This window comes from Pseudoduganella sp. R-31 (genome assembly GCF_049913235.1).
GTDB lineage: Bacteria > Pseudomonadota > Gammaproteobacteria > Burkholderiales > Burkholderiaceae_D > Rugamonas.
This window is the reverse complement of record NZ_CP183986.1, coordinates 4,449,070-4,471,831: the sequence shown is the minus strand read 5'-3', so window position 1 is coordinate 4,471,831 and position 22,762 is coordinate 4,449,070. Positions and strand designations below refer to the sequence as shown.

Here is a 22,762-nt window from a genome sequence, read left to right as displayed (position 1 = left end):
ATCATATTGCGATTAAACCTTCACCAAATAATAAATTTATATAAGTAAATCATCTAGTTCTGTGGAATTGGCAGGTATACTGCCGGCTGAAAAAATTCCATAAGATCAATAGATGTTGTGCAAAAGAATAAGTTTGGCCGTGCAATTTGCGTTCGGCCTTGGCGCAGCTTTGCCTGCGTTCGCGCAGGTCGATCCTGCACTGGCAAACCAGGAACTGCAGCGGCAGGAACAGCGTGAGCGCGAACGCGCGCGCCAGGACGAGGCCAAGCCCGACGTGCGCCTGCAGCGCGAAGTGACGCCGACGCAAGCCGCTTGGCCGGAAAACGAGTCGCCATGCTTCCCGATCCGCCGCGTGTTCCTGGAAGGCGAGATGGCCGAGCAGTTCCAGTGGGCGCTGAAAGCCGCCGACGGGGCTCTGGGCCGCTGCCTGGGCAGCGCCGGCATCAACGTCCTGGTGGGCGAAGTGCAGAACGCGCTGGTGGCGCAGGGCTATGTCACAGCCCGGGTGCTGGCCGCGCCGCAGGATTTGCTGGGTGGCGAGCTGCACCTGAAACTGGTCCCAGGCCGCATCCGCGCGCTGCGCTATCCGGAGCAGAAGCCATCGTTCGACAACGCGCTGCCGATGGCGCCGGGCGAACTGCTGAACCTGCGCGATATCGAGCAGGGCCTGGAAAACCTCAAGCGCGTGCCGGGTGCGCAAGCGGACATCGAGATCGTGCCCGGCGAGCAGCCAGGCGAGAGCGACCTGCAGGTGAAGTGGAAGGGCGGCCGCGCCTATCGCTTCAGCGCATCGGTGGACGATAGCGGCAGCCGTTCGACCGGTACCTACCAGGGCGGCATCACGCTCTCGGTCGACAATCCCTTTGGCCTACAGGACCTGTTCTACCTGACCCTCAACCGCAACCTGCATGGCGACAGCCCGGAAGGCGACTATGGCACCAGCGGTTATGCCCTGCATTACTCGGTACCCTTCGATTACTGGCTGCTCTCGCTGCAACTGAATGATTACCGCTATCGCCAGACCGTGGCCGGCGCCTTCCATGACTACCTCTATCGCGGCACCAGCAATACCGCCGAACTGAAGCTCTCGCGCCTGGTGTATCGCGATGCGACGCGCAAGACCACCCTGTCGCTGAAAACCTACCAGCGCGGCAGCCGCAATTACATCGACGACATGGAAGTCGAGGTGCAGCGGCGCCGCATGGCCGGTTTCGTCGCGGGCGTCGCGCACAAGGAATTCATCGGCGCTGCCACGCTGGACAGCAACCTGACCTGGAAGCTGGGCACGCGTTCCTACGGCAGCCTGCCGGCGCAGGAGGAAGCCTTCGACGAAGGCACTGCGCGCCCGCGCATCTTCAATGCCGACGTGACGCTGAACTGGCCCCTGACCAAATCGCTGTCCTATCAGGCTGCCTGGCGCCGCCAGTGGAACCGCACCAAGCTGATTCCGCAAGACCGCTTTTCCATTGGCGGCCGCTATACCGTGCGCGGTTTCGACGGCGAGGCCAGCCTGTCCGCTGAACGCGGCTGGCTGCTGCGCAATGACCTGAGCTGGAGCATCCCCGCCACCCGCCACCAGCTTTACTTCGCACTGGACCACGGCGTCGTATCCGGTCCGTCAGCGCCGCTGCTGCGCGGCACCCACCTGACCGGCGCCGCCCTAGGCTGGCGCGGCCAGTTCGGCGGCCTGAGCGCCGACTTCTTCGCGGGCAAACCGGTCAGCAAGCCGGACGCCTTCCGCACCGCCAGCGTTGCCTCTGGCTTCAACCTGAATGTCGAATTCTGAGCATCATGAATAAACTTCGCTACCGTATCGTTTTCAATAAAGCTCGTGGCATGCTGATGGCTGTGGGCGAGTGCGCCCGCAGCTGCGTCAAGGGCGCCGGCCAGTCCGGCGCGCTCGATAGTTCGGTTCCGGCCGCGTTCGGACATCCAGCGCTGCGCCGGCTGACCCTGTTGTTCGGCGCAGCCTTCGGCGGATTCCTCTGGGCCAGCCACGTGCAGGCACAGATCATCGCCGATCCCAAGGCGCCAAGCCAGAACCAGGCCATTGTGCTGAAGGCCGCCAACGGCGTGCCGCAGGTGAACGTACGGGAGCCGAGTGCGGCCGGCGTGTCGCGCAACGTCTACTCGCAGTTTGACGTGGCCAAGGGCGGCGCCATCCTGAACAACTCGCGCGTCAACGTGCAGACTGAATTGGGCGGCTGGGTCGAAGGCAACCCATGGCTGAAAGCGGGTTCCGCGCGGGTGATCCTGAACGAGGTCAATTCCAGCAACCCCAGCGCGCTGCGAGGCTATATCGAAGTGGCGGGCCAGAAGGCGGAAGTGGTGATCGCCAACCCGTCCGGTATTTCGGTGGATGGCGGCGGCTTTATCAACGTCAGCCGCGCGACGCTTACCACGGGTTCTCCCTTGATGATGGACGGCCGCCTGACCGGCTATGACGTGCAGCGCGGGCAGATCGCCATCGACGGCGCGGGACTGGATGCGAGCAAGACCGACTATACAGCGCTGATCAGCCGTTCCCTGGTGCTGAATGCATCCCTGTGGGCGCAACGCCTGAACGTGGTCACCGGCGTGAACAAGGTGGCGGAGGGGGAATCGCCAACGGTGACGGAGGTCGGCAAGGCGGCCGATGCTGCGCCGCAGTTCGCGATCGACGCTTCGCGCCTGGGCGGCATGTACGCCAACCAGATTTTCCTGGTAGGTACCGAAGCAGGTGTCGGCGTGCGTAACGCGGGCGAGATCGGCGCGGCGGCGGGACAACTGGTCGTCACGTCCGAGGGGCGTCTTGAAAATACCGGCACGCTGGCGGCATCGAAAGGCATGCAGATGACGATGCGTGACGCGATCGAGAACAAGGGCAAGATCCAGGCGAGTGAAGACCTGGCGCTCAAATCGGCATCCGTGACCAACGGCGGCAGCATCAACGCCGGCGGGCAATTGATTGCGGCGGTGACTGGCGACTTCGATAACCGCGGCGGCAGCATCGAGGCGCGCCGGGTGGAGCTGGGTAGCGCCAACGGCACCCTGTTGAACGCGGACGGCAAGATTGTGCAGGGCGGTTCGTCCGCGCTGAACGTGACCACGGGCAGCGCCAATAACTCCGACGGCGTGTTGGGACAAGCAGCGTCCAACGCAACGGGCGGCTCGACCGGCGGCGGTACTGACAGCGGGACTGGCGCCGGAACCGGCGGCGGCACAGGTGGTACGACCGATTCCGGCAGCACGGGCGGCACGGGCACTGGCTCCGGCACTGGCGGCACCGCCGTTCCCGAGTTGCCAGAGGGCGAACTCAGATTCGCCGCAATGGACAACCAGCACGGCCTGGTCACCGCCACCGGCGGCATCAACCTGGACGCCGCAACCCTGACCAACCAGCGCGGCCAGGTCAACCTGCGCACCCTGAAAGTCGACGGCGGGGTCCTCGACAACAGCCAGGGCCAGGTCGGCGTGCAGCAGGATGCGACGCTGCGACTCTCCGCCCTGAGCAACCAGGGCGGCCGCTTGCTGGCCGGCGGCGGTTTTAGCGCCTCGCTCGGCGAATTCGACAATAGCAACGGCCTGCTGCAAGCGAACAAGCTGTCCATCGACGTCGCCCGCTACCTGAATAACGATAGCGGCAACATGCTCCACCTGGGCGCAAGCGATGCGGCGATCAATGTCGGCGGAAAGCTCCGGCAAGCCGGCGGCAAACTGGAAATATCAGGCAACCTGGCCCTGCGCGCCGGAGAGATCTCCGGCACTGGCAGCAAATTGAATGTCGGCGGCAACCTTATCCTGAGCAGCAGCTCCACCACCACCGACCAGGGCGACTGGCGCATCGGCGGCAGCGCGCAACTGGAAACCGGCGCGCTGACCAACACTTCCGGCGCCATTGCCGCTGCCGGCGACTTGTCGTTGAAATCCTCGGCGCTCGCCAACCAGCATGGCCAGATTTCAACCGGCGGCCAGGCAAGCTTGCAGGTGGCAGGCGGCGTGGATAACACTGCCGGCCAGCTCCAGGCCAGCAAAGGCCTGACGCTGGAAGCCAGCGGCACGGTGCTCAATCAGGACGGCTCCATCGAAACGCTGGGCAGTCAGAGCAGCCTCGCCGTCAAAGCTGCTGCGATCGACAACAGTACCGGCCGCATCGTCAATGCAGGCACCGGCCCGCTGGCGCTGAATGCAGCGACGATCCGCAACAGCGGCATTATCGGCGGCAACGGCGCGATGAACGTCGATGCCGCGACGCTGACCAACACCCGGCAAGGCCGCATGACTGCTACGGGCGACGTCAATATGAACGTCGCCTCCTTGCTGAAGAATGAGGGCAGCATCAGCAACGGCGGCAGTTTCACCATGTCGCAAAGCCAATCAGCGCTGGTGAATTCCGGCGAGATCCTTGCAAAAGGGCCGCTGAAGATCGAGAACGGCTCGATCGATAACCGCGCCGGCACTATTGCCACCGCCGAAGGCAGCACCAGCCGCATCGACATCACTTCGGGCTCGCTGCTGAACGACGCCGGTACCATCCGCGCAGACGGCAACGCTTCGGCGCGCATTGCAGGTGACGTGAACAACGTCGGCGGCTATCTCGGTTCCGGCGGCGCACTGGACCTGCGCGCCGGCGGCGGCATCAACAACGATAGCGGCCGCATTGAAAGCCGCGACGAATTGACCGCGTCCGGCGATTACCTGGCCAACCGGGCAGGCAGCATTGTATCCACCGGCACGGGACAATCCTCGCTCACGGCCAGCCGTTACATCGTCAACAATGGCCTGATCGGCAGCAATGGCAGCCTGGCCCTTGGCACGGAGAGCTTGACCAATGGCGCCGCCGGCACCATCACCGCCATGTCGGACCTGGACCTGAAAGTGCGTTCTGAGCTGGTCAACCTGGATGGCCAGATCAGCACCCAGGGCAAGCTGAATTTCGACCAGCTGAGCGCATTGCTGCGCAACAGCGGCTCCATCACTTCAAAAGGCGCGGCAACCCTGAACGCGCGTGAGCTCGATAACCGCGACGGCCAGATCATCACTGCCCGCGGCTCGGGCATCGCGTCCAATGTTGGCAAGCTGGATAACCGCAGTGGCATCATCAGTTCCGGCGCAGACACTGCGATCAATTCTGCCGGAGCCATCGACAACGGCGCCGGCGAAATCCAGGCCGCGCACGACCTGCAGCTGGGCGCCGGCGGCGCGATCACCAACACCGGCGGCCTGGTTCAGGCATCCGGCGCTGGCAGCACCGTACACTTGAACGCCGCTTCGATCGACAACACGGCGGGCCGCATCGTCAACGTCGGCACCGGCACAACCAGCCTGGCCGCAAACGGACATATTGAAAACAGCGGCCAGATCGCCGGCAACGGCAATCTGGAGCTTTCCGCAGACAGCTTGCGCAACCAGGCGCAAGGTGCCGTCAGCGCCGCTGGCAACATGGCGATCGCTGTACATGCCTCGCTGGATAACGCCGGCACCATCAGCAGTGCCGGAACGCTGCAGGCCAACCAGGCCGGCCTGAACCTGCGCAATAGCGGCACCATCGTTGCTGGGGGCGCCGTGGACCTCACGACCGCCACCCTGAACAACGACGGCGGCAAGCTCGCCACGGCCCAAGGCTCCAACGCCAGCGTGAACCTCAACGCCCAGGGCATCAGCAACCAGGGCGGCACCATCATGTCCGACAATAAAGCGGACCTGCACGTTGCTGGCGACATCGTCAACAACAATGGCCTGCTGCAGGCCCGTTCGGACATGGGAATGGAAGCCGGCGGCACCGTGAAAAACGACGGCGGCAATATCGAAACGGTTTCCTCCACCAGCAGCTTGCACCTGAAGGCCGGCGACCTGGCCAACGGCACCGGCCGCATCGTCAACGTCGGTACCGGCAGCACTACGGTGGACGCGGTACACGGCATCACGAGCAATGGCACGATCGCAGGCAACGGTGTAGTGGATCTCTCCGCCGCCACGCTCGAGAACAAGGCCAACGGTACCATCGCGTCGGCGCAAGGCATGACCACGACCGTGACCGGCTCCCTGGCGAACGCCGGCACCATCAACAGCGGCGGCACGCTGCAAGTCAACGCCAATGGCGCGACAGTCACCAACAGCAAGCTGGTTGTGTCGCAGGGCCAGCTTACGCTGCATGCGGGAGACCTGGTCAACGACGGTGGCCAGCTCGCCACCGCCAAAAACTCCGGTGCAGCAATCACTATTGATGCCGCCTCGATCAGTAATCGCAGCGGCGTGATCATGTCCGATGCTGCAGCCACCATCGACAGCAACGGCAAGCTCGATAACACGCAAGGAACCCTCCAATCGGGCAGCTCGCTGGATATCGATGCCGCGGGCGCAATCAGCAACAACGGCGGCGTGGTGGAGGCCCTGGCCAACAACGCTACCCTCGGCCTGCACGCCGGTTCGCTGGCAAATGGCACCGGCCGCATCGTCAATGTGGGCTCCAACGCCACAACGGTGAACGTCGACGCAACGCTGGACAATGCCGGCCTGATTGCCGGTAATGGCAACCTGGCCATGACAGCTGCCGACCTGGCCAACCGCACGGACGGCAGCATCGCCGCATCTGGCGGCAAGCTGGACCTGACTGTCGGCCACGGCATGGACAATGCGGGCGCCATCAGCAGCCGTACCACCTTCACGCTTAACGCAGCGGGCAAAGCGGTCCGCAACAGCGGCCAGCTTGTCAGCGGCACGGACGCAAGCCTTGCAACTGGCGCCTTCACCAACGATGGCGGCCAACTGGTGACCGTCAAGGATGGCGGCGGCGACTTGCACCTGGACGCAGATAGCGTCAGCAACACCGGCGGCGCCATCGTTGCCGATGGCAGCGCAAATATCACTTCGCGCGGAACCTTGGGCAACCAGGGCGGCGTGATCGAAACGTCCGCATCGTCCGGCACGCTGGACATCAACTCTGGCGCCATCGACAACGGAACGGGGCGCATCGTCAACGTTGGCACCGGCGCAACGACGCTCACCGCTGGCGGCGCAGTGACCAGCAGCGGTCAAATTGCCGGCAACGGCGCGCTCAATATTGCTGCAGCCACGCTGGATAACGCGACCACCGGCAGCATTTCCTCGGGCGCCAACCTGAACTTCGGAGTGCGCCAGTCCCTGAGCAACGCAGGAAAGATCAGCAGCAGCGGCACGCTGACCTTCGACCAGGCGGCAGCGCAATTCAGCAACAGCGGCCAAATCGCTGCGGCAGGCGCCATCAACATCCATGCCGCCAACATCAATAACAACGGCGGCCAGATCGCAACCGCCACCGCAGGCGGCGCGAACATTACGCTGGACAGCGTTGGCGCCATGAGCAACCGAAGCGGCGCGATTGCAGCTGCAGGTAACACAAGCGTGATATCTGGCGCAGGTTTCGACAATACCCAAGGCCAGGTGCAAGCGGCTGCTAACCTGACGGTCAACGCAAGCGGCGCGCTGACGAACAACAGCGGAGCGCTGGAAGCACTTGGAGCCGGCTCCAAGCTGGACGTGCAGGCAAGCTCGATCAACAACCTGGCAGGCCGAATTGTCAACGCTGGCAACGCGCGTACCAGCATCACGAGCGCGAGCAGTATCATCAACAGCGGCACCATGGCCGGCAACGGCGCACTGGTCCTCAATGCGCAGACCTTGCAGAACCAGGCTGGCGGTGTAGTTTCCGCCGCCACCACGCTGGACCTGCTCGTCCGCCAGCAACTGGACAACCAGGGCGGCACGATCAGCAGTGGCGGCGCGCTGACCTTCAATCAGGCTGGCGCAACGTTCGCCAACAGTGGCCGCATGGGCTCCGGCGGCGAGATGAGCATCATCGCGTCCAGCATCGCCAACGATGGCGGCCAGCTGTACACCGTCAGCGGCACTGGCCGAGGCGTTACGCTGCAAGCCAACAGCCTGTCCAACCTCGGCGGCGCAGTTTCCGCCGACGGAATGCTGCTTGCAACGATCAACGGCACCGTTGCCAACAATGGCGGTACTTTGCACGCCGGTGGCGACCTGGCCCTGAATGCGGCCAGTGCATTGAATAACGGCAGCGGCACGATTGAAGCCGCCGGCACGGCATCAAAGCTGACGGTCAATGCCCAATCGGTGGCCAGCGGCGGCCGTATCGTCAATTCGGGAAGCGGGAATACCACGATCTCCAGTGCTGGCGGCATTGCCAACAGCGGCACCATCGCCGGCAACGGCGCGCTGGACCTGCACGCCAACACGTTGCTCAACCAGGCCGGCGGCCAGTTCGGCTCCGGTACGGCCATGCTGCTGGACGTGAACCAGCAACTGGACAACCAAGGCACCATCGGCAGCGGCAGCACATTGACCTTCGACGAAGCGGCGGCCACCTTCAGCAACAGCGGCCAGGTTGCGGCAAAGGGCAGGGCGCTGGTCAAGGCGTCCGGCTTTACCAATAGCGGCCAGGTGTCCACGGTTGCCGGCCACGGTGCCGAACTGGCCATCACAACGAACTCCTTCACCAACAGCGGCCAGCTCGTGGCCGACGGCACAGCAACTCTGTCCATTGCGGGCGTAGCGAACAATGCTGGCGGCATTGTGCAGGCAGGAACCGACCTGCAACTGACTTCGGGCAGCGCGCTGCAAAACAATGGCGGCGTGATCGAAGCAGTCGGCGCGGGAAGCACGTTGACCATCAACAGCGATTCCATCGACAACGGCACTGGCCGTATCGCCAATAAAGGCAGGGGCGACACCAGGCTCCTGAGCCGCGGCGCGATCACGAGTAACGGCACGATTGCCGGCATGGGCAACCTGCTGCTGTCCGGTACCACGCTGTGGAATGGCGTTTCCGGCACCATCGCATCGGGCCAGGGCATGGACCTGGCGATCACCCAACAGCTCAACAACCAAGGCAAGGTCAATAGCGGCGGCACGCTGACCTTCAACCAGGCCGGCGCAGGTTTCGTGAATAGCGGCCAGGTGCTATCCGGCGGTAATGCCTTCATCTCTGCGCTGTACGTCAATAATGACGGCGGCACGCTGGGCACCGCAGGCGGTTCCGGTGCCGATCTGACGCTGAACACGCCACAACTGAGCAACTCCGGTGGCCGCATCGCCACCGACCGCGATCTGTTCGTTTCGGCCGGCACGGTCGGCGCGCTGGGAGAAATCTTCGGCGGCCGCGACCTCGCGATCAGCATGAACGGCGACTACGTCCAGAATGCGGGCACACAGCAAGTTCACTCGAACCGCGACCTGAGCCTGACAGTCACCGGCAACATCATCAACAACGGCACCCTCGGCGCAGCGGGAACGCTCGCGCTGAGTGGCAACCAGGTGACCAACCAGGCCGGTGCTGTGATCGAGGGCGGCGCCGTCGCGATCCGTGCGGCCGGCGATCTGGCCAACTCCGGCGAAATCAATGGCGAAAGCGCGGTAGACCTGGTTGCCGCCAACATCAGCAACACCAGCGGCATTGTCGGCGGCAATGTGACCGTCCGCACCGGCAGCCTCAATAACACCGGCGCCAATGCGCTGATCGGCTCCACCGGCAACATGGCGCTGGGCGTGGATGGAACGCTGAACAACGTCCAGGGCGGCACGCTGTATAGCGCCGCCAATATGGCTGTTGGTGCTACCAATGGCGGCGGCACCGCGCTGGTGAATAACTCCTCGTCCACCATCGAGGCGAACGGCGACTTGGCGTTGAATACCGTCTCGTTGAGGAACGTGCGGGACAACGTATCGATCGTCCAAGTCAAGACGATGGACGAAACGGTGAATATGACGATGCCGAGCTGGTACAACCCCGGCGGAAACCACAACCAGTATGATCCGCGGTCATCCAACTATCTTCCGTTCGAAGTCTATTTCGTCAACCCGAATGATGTTCTGAAATCGGAAAAGTACGTCACGCCCGACGGATATGAGATTACTCGTGCCGAGATCCGAACGCACGCGAATGATTCGGCTTTCTTTAACGCCACTAGTGGTTTGGCTGGCAAGTGGGCTTCGCGCAGCCGAATCCCAATGAGCGATGGCACAAAGGTTATCTACTACTGGGACGGACGGACTATCACTAACCCTGACCAGGGCGGGGTTTCTACCGATGCATATGTGCGACCACCAGATGGCAACCTTGACTGGGGGAATACGAAGGAATATGACTTCTCGACAGCATATGGCAGCTGCAGTACCAACTGCATCCGGATGGTGACCATTCCAGGATATGACGATCCACAGCACACTATCAAGCGAGATACACAAAAGCATACGGGGACGCAGACGTATGATCAATTGGAAGAGAAGCGTGTGGCGCACCACACTGTCGTGGAGGACCAGATTTCAGCTGATACCGGTAAAGCTGGCCAGATCCTGTCTGGCGGAAATATGCATTTGACGGTCACCGCTACACTGGACAACAGCTTTAGCGAAATAAGAGCCGTCGGTACCTTGAAAGTTGACGGCCTGCCTGCCATTGTCAGCAGCGGGGCCAAACTGCTACGCAAGCACACTTTCGACGGTACCTTTACTACCTACACAGGCTCCAGCACCGTAGCATGGACCAATACCGTAATCCCGACGGAAATCGGTTCAGGCGCCGGGACGATACAAGGTGGCCAGGGCGTATTCATCAACGCTCGCAGCTTCCGCAATGTGGATGTGAGCGCAGGTACGGTTGGCAATATCCGTGATTCCGTGAATGTGATCGGCAGCGGAGCCAATGGCGCCAATGGCGCAGGCACCGACGCCAGCGCTAGCGGAGGTTTCGGCGGCGGAGTCGGCGGTCACTTTTCCGGCAGTGCATTGGGTGCGCATGCCAACGTGGCTGGCAATGCCGGTGCATCTGGTACGGGGGGCAATCTTTCCGGGGCGGGCCTCGCGGGCAATAGCGGCGTGTCCAATCAACTCCTGGCCGGAGGCTCGGTTTTCGGTAGTGGAGATGGCAGTGGATTAAACGTTGAAGGATCCACGCACTCGGTCGCGCCGGCGCGCCAGGGTTCGTTCTTCGGCCGTATGTCCAACCAAGCCCAACACAGCAAGCTGGGCGACACCAATACATCAGCGGGAACTGCAATTGGCCAATCCGCCGGCGCAGTGCAGGGCGAAAATATCACCAGCGTGAAAAAGATCTCGCCCGGTGGACTGTTCCTGCGCAACCCCAACCCGAGCGGCCAATACCTGTTCGAAACGCGCCCGCAATTCGCCAAAGAAGACCAATGGACCAGCAGCGACTACCTGCTCGATAAGCTGGCTCTTGATCATGCAACTACCCAGAAACGATTGGGCGATGGCTTCTATGAACAACGACTGGTTCGTGAGCAGCTCTCCGAGCTGACCGGGCGGGCCCCAAGTGCCGGCCCTGCCGATGACAGCCTGTACAAGCAGATGCTGAACAACGCAGCTAGCTTCGCACAGCAATTCGGTTTGCGTCCAGGCATTTCCCTGAGCCCTGAGCAAGTCAGCCATCTGACCAGCGATATCGTTTGGCTGGAAAGCCAGGCCGTGCAACTGCCGGACGGCTCCATCGAAACTGTGCTGGTGCCGAAGGTTTATCTCGCACACGTCGACGCTAACGCAATCAAGCATAGTGGCGCACTCGTTACTGGTGCTAGCGTGACGATCAACGTCAGCGAAACCATCATGAACCAGGGCGGCGTGATTGACGGCGGCAATGGCCGCACCTTGCTGCTGGCTGGCGAAGACATTATCAATCGCGGCGGAACCATCAAAGGCGGCGATGTGGCGCTGCAAGCTGGGCGTGACATCAAGAACGAGACCCTGACTGTGGACAGCAAGTGGTCGTCCAAAGTGAACGGCGGCAGCTACACTTCGCTCTCAAACCAGGCCGTGATTAGTGCGACCGGTGGATTGATAATGGACGCGGGCCGCAACTTAACCGACCTGGCAGGCACGATCAACGCTGGCGCGAGTGCTTCCATTTTCGCCGGCAACAATATCAGCTTCGATACCGTCAAGACCGGCAGTACCGAATACGGGAAGATTGACGGAACCACGATCAACAACAGTGCCACGTACAATCAGCTTAGCCGCGTCAATGTCGGCGGAGACTTGCTGATGGCAGCGACGGGTAACCTGAACCTCACCGGTACCCAGGTTTCAATGGATGCAGGCAAGCTGCTGGCAGGCGGCAGTGTGAACATTCGCGCCGTTACTGACGAAGTGAAGACCAATGAACAAGGGCAGCGAGGGAAGAACTGGTCCAGGGATATCCACGAGAATCAAGCAGTGGTTGGTGCAAAGATCTCTTCCTCCAGCGACCTGCTGGTTAGCGCAGGTATTAGTCAAAGCAGCGACTTGAATGTCATGGGCAGCACCGTTGCGGCAGGCGGCACGCTGACGCTCAAGGCCAGCAACGACTTGAATATTGCCAGCGTGAGCGAGACGCATTTGTCCGATATTGCGATGCACAGCGAATCGCGTAGCCTCACCAAGAAGCGCAGCAGCACCGCCACCGACTACAACGCCAGCACGCTGGTAGTCGGCAGCACCATCAAAGGCGGCAACGTGGTCGTCACCAGCGGCGGCGACACCCTGATCAAGGCCAGCGCCGTGCTGGCCGACAAAGACCTCAGCATTGACGCCAAAGGTGGCCTGAGCATCGTCAGCGCCGAGGAAGCCAGCAAGTCCGCCAGCACCAGGGAAGAGAAGAAATCCGGCTTCAGCGTCAGCTTCAAGTCGGGCAATCTCAGTACTGGCTATGGCAAGTCGAACACTTCCTCGCAAAGCGCGCAGGAGTCGGTCACGCAGCACGCCTCCAGCATCGGCTCCCTGGACGGCAGCGTCAAGCTCAAATCCGGCGAAACGCTGCAAGTGGTCGCCTCCGACATCGCCGCCAAGGAAAACCTGACCCTGATCGGCAAGAACGTCGACCTGGCCGCAGCGCAGAACACCATGCAAAGCCAGGCTAATACCCAAGGCAAATCCTCCGGCTTCGGCGTAGGCTTCACAGTCAACCCGCTGGCTGCCTTCAAGGATGCCTACAAGACCAGCACCGAAAACTCCAAGTCCGGCAGTTTCGTCGGCAAGGAGTTCGCCAAGGCGGAAGGTGCGGCAGAAGGCGCCGCGGCAGCGCTGGCGGTCGTCAACACCCAGTTCGGAACGAAGAAGACCAACAGCACGCAAAACCACGCCACCAGCGAAGCGCGCACCAGCAGCCTCCTTGCCGGAAAAGACCTGACCATCCTCGCCACCGACGGTTCGATCACCAGCCAGGGCGCCCAGATCAGCGCCGAAGGCAATGCCCTGATCCTGGCCAAGGACAGCATCAAGTTCGACGTGGCCCACAACACGGAAAGCAGGTCGCAGGACTCGAAAAAGTCGGGCTTCAGCATCGACACGCGCTCAACGCAGGTGATTGGTTCGCTCAACAACAACGGCAAAGGCAACGGCGCCACCGACACCGTGACCGGCACCAAGCTGTCGGTCGGCGGCAGTACCACCATGGCCACGCAGACCGGCGACATCGCACTGACCGGCGCCAGCGTGGTCTCGGAAGGCAACCTGTCGATCAACGCCGCGCGCGACCTGACCATCACCAGCGCGCAGGACACGCTGCACAACGCCAACCAGAGCAACAATAAGGCAATCGGCAAGGTCGCCATTTCCGACACCGAGCGCTTCTCCGGCTACCACAACGAAAAGCACAAGGACAACAGCGACCAGGTGACCCAGGTGGCGTCCAACGTCTCCAGCCTGAACGGCGACGTGAACCTGACCGCAGGGCAGAAGTACACCCAGGCGTCGAGCAACGTCCTGGCCGGCAATGACGTCAACATCACCGCCAAGTCGATCGACATCACGGCGCTGCAAAACACCGGCAGCCACCAGGAATCGAACAGCGACTTGAAGATCGGCACCTTCGCCCGCATCAGCTCCCCGTTGATTGACCTGGCCAACAACGTGGAAGCAGCGCGCAAATCCGACGGCCGCCTGAAAGAGATGCAGCGCATGGCGGCAACCGCCAACGCCTACCAGGCAGCCAGCGCGATCAACAGCATGACCGGTGGCGCCGGCAGCGGCATCCTGGTCAAGGGCGAGGCCGGGATCGGCTTCACCAGCAGCAGCAATTCCAGCAACGGCAACGACAGCACAGCGCAGGGCAGCACCATCAATGGCGGCCGCAACGTCAACCTGACAGCCACCGGCGGCGACATCCACGCCACCGGCGCCACGCTCAATGCCGGCAAGACCCTGAGCCTGGACGCAGCCCAGAACATCGTGCTGGACGCCAGCCAGAGCACGCTGCACAGCGACGGCAAGAACAAGAGCTCTGGCGTTGAAGCGGGCGTTGGCTTCCAGGTCGGAGCCCAGACCGGCGTGTACATCTACGCCGCAGCCAACATGGGCAAGGGCCACAACAAGAACGACAGCACGATCAACAACAACACCGAGCTCAAAGCTGACACGATCAACATCCACAGCAAAGGCGACACCACGCTGAAAGGTGCAACGGCAACCGCCAACACGATCAACACCGACGTTGGCGGCAAGCTGGCCGTGGAAAGCCTGCAGGACAACAGTGCGTTCGACAGCAAGCAGTCCAACGTAGGGGTACGCGTGCAGGTAGGCTTTGGTGTCTGGAGCGCCAACGGCAACGTGTCTCAGCAAAGTGGCAAGGGCACCTACGCTGGCGTCGGCCAGCAATCGGGCCTGTTCGCCGGTGACGGCGGCTACCATATCAAGGCCGATACGATCGACCTGAAAGGCGGCGCCATCGCCAGCACCAATGCTGCAGCCTCCGAGATGACGACCAACAAGCTGACCACGTCCAACATCGAAAACAAGATGACCTATTCGGCCAGCAACGTCAGCATGGCGGGTGGCGTTAGCGGCGGCAGCGAGTTCGGTGCGAAAAATGAAGACGGCAGCACCAAGTCATGGAGTGAGCAAAAGCAGCTCTTTGGCAGTAGCAAGGGCGGGAATACCACCCCTGGTTTGCCGATGATGGAGAAAGGCAGCGATAGCTCCACCACCTATGCCACCGTCACCGACGGCAAGATCACCATTGGCGGCGTGACGACCAGTTCAGTAAAGGAGCTGGGCATCAATACCGACGCGAGCAAGGCCAACACCGCGTTGGATAAGCTGCCTGACCTGCAGAAGCTCCTGAAGGATCAGCAAGCCATGTCGGCCGCCGCCGGCACGGTGATCGCAACCTCAAAGCAAGCCGCCAGTGAGTTCGTGGACGAAGCACGCAAAGCGGAAGCAGAAGCGCAAAAAATCCTGGCCAAAGCGGACAGCACGGCTGAACAGAGGGCGGAAGCAGAGAAAACAATTGATGCCGCCAAACAGGTCCAGGCAGAGTGGGGCGTCGGTGGCGACAAGAGCCGCGCACTGAATGTCGTCACTGGCATTCTGGTCGGCTCGGTAGCGGGACAGGGCAGCACACAGATCGCTGCGAATGCCGCCGCGCCATACCTTGCCGCTGAAATTGGCGACTACTTCAAGAAAGAGGGCAACGAAAACCAGACGCTGCAGGACTTGAGTCATGCAGTGCTGGGCGCAGCTTTGGCGGTTGCAAACAACTCGAGCGCAGTTGGTGGTGCACTGGCCGGCGGCGGCGGCGAACTGGCCGCGCAAATCTTGACGAAAGAGCTGTATCCGCAGGCATTTGATGCAAATGGGGCGCTGCAACGTGACAAGCTCACGCCCGAGCAAGTGAATAACGTCACAGCCTTGTCCAGCGCCATCGGCGCGTTGATGTCCGGTGCGGCCGGTGGAAACGTTCGCGATGCCGCAATAGGTGGTCAGGTGGCGACTAACGCAGTCGAGAACAACTTCTTGAAGCGCCCTGAAATGGCTGCGATGAATAAGGAGCTTGAGGAATGCACCAAACAAAAGGGAGGCTGTCCGGATGCTGACTATAGAGATATCCGTAACAAGTACATCGCCAAGTCAAACGCGAATATTGCGAAAATCGAGTCCTGTACTCTTGCCGGTGATGTGCAGTGCGTGCGGGACCTTGAAAGCCAAGCGGCATCGACACGTGAAATCAGCAATGAATTGGACTACAACGAATACAAGATCTTCTTTGGCCGACAAGACAATGTGAACAGGTTAGGGACAGTCTATGGTGACGCCTCTTTGTTTGGTAGTGACGTTCAAAAGGCGGAGGAAATCGCGAATTTTCGGCAGCAGAATTGCGCAGGGGTGAGCTCTAGCACTTGCGACAGTCTTGTTAGGGACGCGCTTTGGCTTCGTAAAGAGCGAATGCTGCTGACTTCATTGATTGTGGGAAAAGGTGCACCTTTAATTGCAAGGGGAATTCAGAAAGGCATTGCGCTGCCAAAAGGAGTTGCTGTATCGCAAACTAACAAGCAGAAGCTTGTATCTGGGGAGACTAAGCAAGTCAGCAAAGGTGAGATAGCGGCAAATGATCCACTATATGAGGTGAAAACTGTTGCGCCTGATAAGTCGCCAGTTACAGCGGATATCGATGAGCAAAACATTGCAGCCGCGGGTAAGGCCGAAAAGAAGTCTGCCAATAAATCACCTGCCGATTTAAAATCTCCTGTAGCCCGGCATTATGCTGATAAAGTCACGCAATCTTCCGTTGCAAAAGATGAGAATACGCTCATTGATCGAGCTGTTGTTGATGTGGCAGCGGACGTTGCCGAAATTAGAGCAAATCGTGCGCAACAGGTTGGCGATACATACATCGTAAATGGCCGCACCTATGGTACGCATGACGGTGTTCTTTATCCGAAATCCGGTCCTGGGCTTTACCCAATGGACCGCGGTGGATACAAAGCGTATGCTGTCTTGAATAAGTTTGGTGACACACCAAGAGCAGGTGAAATTATGAAAAACATGGGTATTACCCCCGAGGCAAAAGCCGCCGCCCTTCAAGCTTATAAGGAAATAAATAAATGATTGATCTATTGTTGGCCGAAGCATGTACTCCTGATCAGCTCAGTCTCCATTTGAGTAGAGTGTTCGAATGTTCGATTGAACGAATCAAAATATTTAGCATTGACGAATTTAACGGATTAACGGAAGAGTTAGATGGTTCAATGCTGGATTGTGTTTGTGTACATTCTCGCGTATTAGGTGACGCTGCTCAACTATTGCAACTATATCGGTACACCGTTCCGAATTCAGATGTCGTGGATAGAATTATTGAAATAGCGATCGAGCAAAAATTTCGTTGCTTTATACCCGTTGATCAATGGGATGAATGGATTTACGTGAATGGCCAAGGTGAAGTGACGCGAGTGAATCAACTGGAGCAGGATGAAGAAGATTGCTTCCGATTTGTCCTGTCCAAATGATGGGCACCTCGAAATACCGGCAATTCTGACTCGGGCAATGTGAAAAAGGCTGTGTAGGAAGGCGCGCTGTCCTGTCCAAATGATCAATAAGGGAGGCGGGCGTACGGGCTAGCCCGTTTTCTCAGAAAAGAGGCGCGATTTTCGTGGACGCCGGCTGATGCGAGCCGGTCGCCCAAGAGGATCGCGCCATTTTTTTGTCCACTTTTTAAGCAGATCACCATAGTTCGCGATGAATTGACGATCGCGGCCCCGGCGGCCGTGGACAGCGCCGTCACTCTTCGAAATTGCGAACTACATCAGCGCCGGCGTATTCGAAACCCAGTCAGCAGGCCATCCCACGCTTCGAACCACTCGACGCGCATTGGCGTTCGTCGATGCGGATCTATCCCTTGCCAAACCTCGTCTGGCGTCGCGCCGTCCAAATGTGCATGCGGCCGAATGCAGCAATACCAATCGCGGAAAACATCAAGCGCGGCTTGCAATTGGCGCTGGTTCGCGACCTGCCAACAATCAAGTGATTGCTTCAGCGTGCCGAAGAAGCGTTCGATGCGACCGTTCTGCCAAGGACAGCCAGGCTTGATGCGCTGATGACGGATGCCAGCGATGCGTAGTCCCAGTTGAAATACGCCCGAAGTAAAGACGCGCTCGTTGTCACTGCGAATCGCGCGCGGCTTGCCATAGCGCCCAATTGCGAGGCAGAGATGGCCGAGCAAAGTCCACGATGTTTTGTTAGGGAGGGCGACCAATGCCAGTGCCTTCCTGCTGCCGTGATCGAGAATGCCGAACATCATGTGCAGCGTGCCTGCTACGTCGACTTTGCCGCTCATATCGATGCCCCAGATCGCATTGCAGGGCTGGCCAGAAGGGATCTGCGCTTTGATCTCGCGGCGCTTTCGCAGAATGGCCAACTGATTATCTCGCACGGTGTAATGAACGTAGGAGCTGGAGACGGTCATGCGACGCGAAGCCGCATAGAGCCTGTTGAACTGGGCTGCCATCACGCGGTTGCTGGCCTTTGGCTGCAAGGCTTTCAGGCGAATGATGGCGTCCACTACCCATTGCGGTTTGCGTCGATTGGACTGTGCAGGTTTGATTCGACGGTGGCAGCGGCCAACACTCTCTGGACGCTGAACAGCGAGCATTGGAATCCAAAGGAAATGCCAGCCTGTAATCAATTGTGCCAGGTTCAAGGGCAGAGCAATCGCAAGAAGCAGATCCATTGCAGAACTTCGAGATCGGAAAGGCGCGATCTTGCCACGACCAAAGCCTCGCTGGACGCGGAGGCGGCAAGGCAGCACGCCTCCAGCATCGGCGCGCTGGACGGCAGCGTCAAGCTCAAATCCGGCGAAACGCTGCAAGTGGTCGCCTCCGACATCGCCGCCAAGGAAAACCTGACCCTGATCGGCAAGAACGTCGACCTGGCCGCAGCGCAGAACACCATGCAAAGCCAGGCTAATACCCAAGGCAAATCCTCCGGCTTCGGCGTAGGCTTCACAGTCAACCCGCTGGCTGCCTTCAAGGATGCCTACAAGACCAGCACCGAAAACTCCAAGTCCGGCAGTTTCGTCGGCAAGGAATTCGCCAAGGCGGAAGGTGCGGCGGAAGGCGCCGCGGCTGCGCTGGCGGTTGTCAACACCCAGTTCGGCACGAAGAAGACCAACAGCACGCAAAACCACGCCACCAGCGAAGCGCGCACCAGCAGCCTCCTTGCCGGCAAGGACCTGACGATCCTCGCTACCGACGGCTCGATCACCAGCCAGGGCGCCCAGATCAGCGCCGAAGGCAACGCCCTGATCCTGGCCAAGGACAGCATCAAGTTCGACGTGGCCCACAACACGGAAAGCAGGTCGCAGGACACCAAGAAGTCGGGCTTCAGTATTGACACGCGCTCGACGCAGGTGATTGGTTCGCTCAACAACAACGGCAAAGGCAACGGCGCCACCGACACCGTGACCGGCACCAAGCTGTCGGTGGGCGGCAGCACCACCATGGCCACGCAGACCGGCGACATCGCGCTGACCGGCGCCAGCGTGGTCTCGGACGGCAACCTGTCGATCAACGCCGCACGCGACCTGACCATCACCAGCGCGCAGGACACGCTGCACAACGCCAACCAGAGCGACAACAAGGCCATCGGCAAGGTCGCCATTTCCGACACCGAGCGCTTCTCCGGCTACCACAACGAAAAGCACAAGGACAACAGCGACCAGGTGACCCAGGTGGCGTCCAACGTCTCCAGCCTGAACGGCGACGTGAACCTGAGCGCAGGGAAGAAGTACACCCAGGCCTCGAGCAACGTCCTGGCCGGCAATGACGTCAACATCACCGCCAAGTCGATCGACATCACGGCGCTGCAAAACACCGGCAGCCACCAGGAATCGAACAGCGACCTGAAGATCGGCACCTTCGCCCGCATCAGCTCCCCGTTGATTGACCTGGCCAACAACGTGGAAGCAGCGCGCAAATCCGACGGCCGCCTGAAAGAGATGCAGCGCATGGCGGCCGCCGCCAACGGCTACCAGGCCTACAGCGCGATCGAAAGCCTGAGGGGTGGCGCCGGCAGCGGCATCCTGGTCAAGGGCGAGGCCGGCATCGGCTTCGCCAGCAGCAGCAATTCCAGCAACGGCAACGACAGCACTGCGCAGGGCAGCACCATCAATGGCGGCCGCAACGTCAACCTGACGGCCACCGGCGGCGACATCCACGCCACCGGCGCCACGCTCAATGCCGGCAAGACCCTGAGCCTTGACGCAGCACAGAACATCGTGCTCGACGCCAGCCAAAGCACGCTGCACAGCGACGGCAAGAACAAGAGCTCCGGTGTTGAGGCGGGTGTTGGCTTCCAGGTTGGCGCACAGACCGGCGTGTACGTCTACGCCGCGGCCAACATGGGCAAGGGCCACAACAAGAACGACAGCACGATCAACAACAATACCGAGCTCAAAGCCGACACGATCAACATCCGCAGCAAGGGCGACACGACGCTGAAAGGCGCAACGGCAACGGCCAGCACGATCAACACCGACGTTGGCGGCAAGCTGGCCGTGGAAAGCCTGCAGGACACCAGTGCGTTCGACAGCAAGCAGACCAACGTTGGTGTACGCGTGCAGGTCGCGATCGGCAACGCGTGGAGTGCTTCGGGCAACGTGTCTCAACAAAACGGCAAAGGCACCTACGCCGGCGTTGGCCAGCAATCGGGCCTTTTCGCAGGTGACGGCGGCTACCACGTCAAGGCCGATACGATCGACCTGAAAGGCGGCGCCATCGCCAGCACCAATGCAGCCGCTTCCGAGCTGACGACCAACAAGCTGACCACGTCCAACATCGAAAACAAGATGACCTACTCGGCCAGCAACGTCAGCGTGGCTGGCGGCACTGGCGGCGGCAGCAAGTTGCTCAGGGGTGAAGATGGCAACATCCTGCCGGTAAGCCAGCAGACGCAGGCCTTCGGCACGGCCAAGGACGGCAACGTCGCGCCAGGATTGCCGATGGTGGAGAAGGGCAGCGACAGCTCCACCACGTATGCCACCGTCACCGACGGCAAGATCACCATCGGGGGCGTGACGACCAATTCGGTCAAGGACCTGGGCATCAACACCGATGCGAGCAAGGCCAACACCGCGCTCGACAAGCTGCCCGACTTGCAGAAGCTCCTGAAAGATCAGCAGGCCATGTCGGCCGCAACGGGAACCGTGATTGCGACCGGCAAGCAGATCGCCGGTGACATCGCAATCGGTGCGGCGAAAGCGCAAAAGGACGCGGAAGAAACGCTGAAAAAACCGAATATCACGGCAGAGCAGAGAGCGGAAGCAGAAAAAACAATTGATACCGCTAAACAGGTCCAGGCGGAGTGGGGCGTCGGGGGCGACAAGAGCCGCGCACTGAATGTCGTCACCGGCATCCTGGTCGGATCGGTTGCTGGGCAAAGCGTTACGCAGATCGCTGCGAATGCCGCCGCGCCATATCTTGCCGCTGAAATTGGCGAGTATTTCAAGAAAGAGGGCAACGAAAACCAGACGCTGCAGGACTTGAGCCATGCGGTGCTGGGCGCCGCCTTGGCCTACGCGAACGGCGGCAGCGTTGGAGGTGGTGCGCTGGCCGGCGGCGGAGGCGAACTCGCGGCCCAGGTGCTGACAAAGGAACTGTATCCGCAAGCATTCGATGCCAACGGAGTCCTGCAACGTGACAAGCTCACGCCGGAGCAAGCAAACAACGTTACGGCGCTGTCCAGCGCGATCGGCGCGTTGCTGTCCGGAGTCGCCGGTGGCAGCATGTATGACGCAGCCGTCGGCGGAAGAGTTGCGACAAACGCTGTCGAAAACAACTACCTCGATCACAAAAAACCGAACCTTGTAACTCTGTCGGAGAAAGAACGCTACGAACGTGCAGTTGTAGCTTGTAATTCGGGTGACAGCAATGCGTGCAAGACGCGCGATGAACTGACTTCGCGCTCGCGACAGCGTGATGACAACTTGCTGAAGGCTTGCCTTTCGGGTAATCAGGTGCAGTGCAACTTCTATGCCGGGCAAGCCAGTGCAATGGGTAATCTGGTGAGCGGTTCGTATGGAGGCGTGGTCTATGCCATCAGCACAGATAAAGGGCCGATTCGAGATTTGAACATGTCAGTGATCGGGCCCGTTCAGCGGCCTGAATCATTCCACGACACGGTGTCCAAGAGCACCTCGGAAGGGCTGTTGCTCGGATTGGGGAGTGAAGTATCGGTGTTAATTCCTGCAAGGTTTGCTGCGAGTGGGAGTAAATACTTGGGTACCCTCGGAGAAGCATTCCTTGGCGAGCAGCGCATGGCAAGGATGGCCTTAGATCGTGAACTGGGCACCGCACCGCAGTTCTGGGAAATTCCAACTGGCGCCGCGACTTCTGAAGCGAAAGCAGGGGTATGGGTGGGAAGTGGTCCGAAAGTATCGACTGGCGAGCCTGTTGTTGCTAAGGCAACACAAAAGTCAACTGCCGTCCCTAACTACTCGGCTCCGAAAACAATTGAAGCAATTGCTTCGGCAGCTAACTCTAAGAGGGTAGCTCCTGTCGAGATTACTTACTCATTTGACTCAAGTTCGTTGCTAGCTGAACTATCCGGCCCTACAAAAATGCCAAATGCGGGTGCAAGCGAGCTATTGGCGTCAAACAGCCTGATTATGAAGAAGGATTATTACTGCACAGATTGTGCACTTGAGTTAAGCAAGGCCGCCAGAGGAGAAGGAAAACTCGTTGTGTTCTCAGGCCGCGATGCCAAATGGCCAAAGGAGTACGATTGGCAAATGGGTAACGGAATCAATGTACCTGGTGCGAATGGAACTCTGAACTTCTCATATCATACGGTCTACACTGATGGTCGCTACTTTTACGATCCACTGCTCTCTAATTCGCCGGTTCCGCAAGCAGAGTACCTGCAAATGCTGAAATCACTCAATGAGAAAGGTGTGTCGTGGAGGACTTATCATCCAGATCTTGAAAACCCCAAGGTACCGCAATTGCAAAAGAAAGGATTTTAA

Annotated in this window: 5 protein-coding genes; 4 read left to right on the top strand and 1 reads right to left on the bottom strand. The window is 60.2% G+C overall.

Going from position 1 to position 22,762, the window contains the following annotated elements; all coding sequences use genetic code 11:
• The first annotated feature begins 139 nt into the window (after positions 1-139).
• The 3 genes from ACN9MY_RS20110 to ACN9MY_RS20100 are packed head-to-tail and all read left to right on the top strand — an operon-like array spanning position 140 to position 17,252.
• Positions 140-1,786, top strand: coding sequence for a ShlB/FhaC/HecB family hemolysin secretion/activation protein (locus ACN9MY_RS20110; RefSeq protein ID WP_426162280.1), 1,647 nt, complete (start codon positions 140-142; stop codon positions 1,784-1,786).
• Positions 1,787-1,791: 5 nt separating this feature from the next.
• Complete coding sequence (locus tag ACN9MY_RS20105) at positions 1,792-16,854, top strand: hemagglutinin repeat-containing protein (protein ID WP_426336034.1); 15,063 nt, start codon at positions 1,792-1,794, stop codon at positions 16,852-16,854.
• Complete coding sequence (locus ACN9MY_RS20100) at positions 16,851-17,252, top strand: hypothetical protein (RefSeq protein WP_426318428.1); 402 nt, start codon at positions 16,851-16,853, stop codon at positions 17,250-17,252. The genes ACN9MY_RS20105 and ACN9MY_RS20100 overlap by 4 nt, the downstream gene beginning before the upstream one ends.
• A 296-nt stretch (positions 17,253-17,548) precedes the next feature.
• Here ACN9MY_RS20100 and ACN9MY_RS20095 read toward each other — a convergent pair whose 3' ends face one another.
• On the bottom strand, positions 17,549-18,472 hold the full coding sequence (locus tag ACN9MY_RS20095) for an integrase core domain-containing protein (RefSeq protein ID WP_426336033.1): 924 nt from the start codon (positions 18,470-18,472) through the stop codon (positions 17,549-17,551).
• Here ACN9MY_RS20095 and ACN9MY_RS20090 point away from each other — a divergent pair.
• The gene (locus tag ACN9MY_RS20090; RefSeq protein WP_426336032.1) at positions 18,410-22,762 is read left to right on the top strand and encodes a hemagglutinin repeat-containing protein; all 4,353 of its coding nucleotides are present in this window, start codon (positions 18,410-18,412) and stop codon (positions 22,760-22,762) included. The genes ACN9MY_RS20095 and ACN9MY_RS20090 overlap by 63 nt on opposite strands.

Coding starts and splice junctions, on each gene's coding strand:
- ACN9MY_RS20090 (WP_426336032.1), top strand. CDS start 18,410: ATGCCAGCCTGTAATCAATTGTGCCAGGTTCAAGGGCAGAGCAATCGC.
- ACN9MY_RS20100 (WP_426318428.1), top strand. CDS start 16,851: ATGATTGATCTATTGTTGGCCGAAGCATGTACTCCTGATCAGCTCAGT.
- ACN9MY_RS20095 (WP_426336033.1), bottom strand. CDS start 18,472: ATGGATCTGCTTCTTGCGATTGCTCTGCCCTTGAACCTGGCACAATTG.
- ACN9MY_RS20105 (WP_426336034.1), top strand. CDS start 1,792: ATGAATAAACTTCGCTACCGTATCGTTTTCAATAAAGCTCGTGGCATG.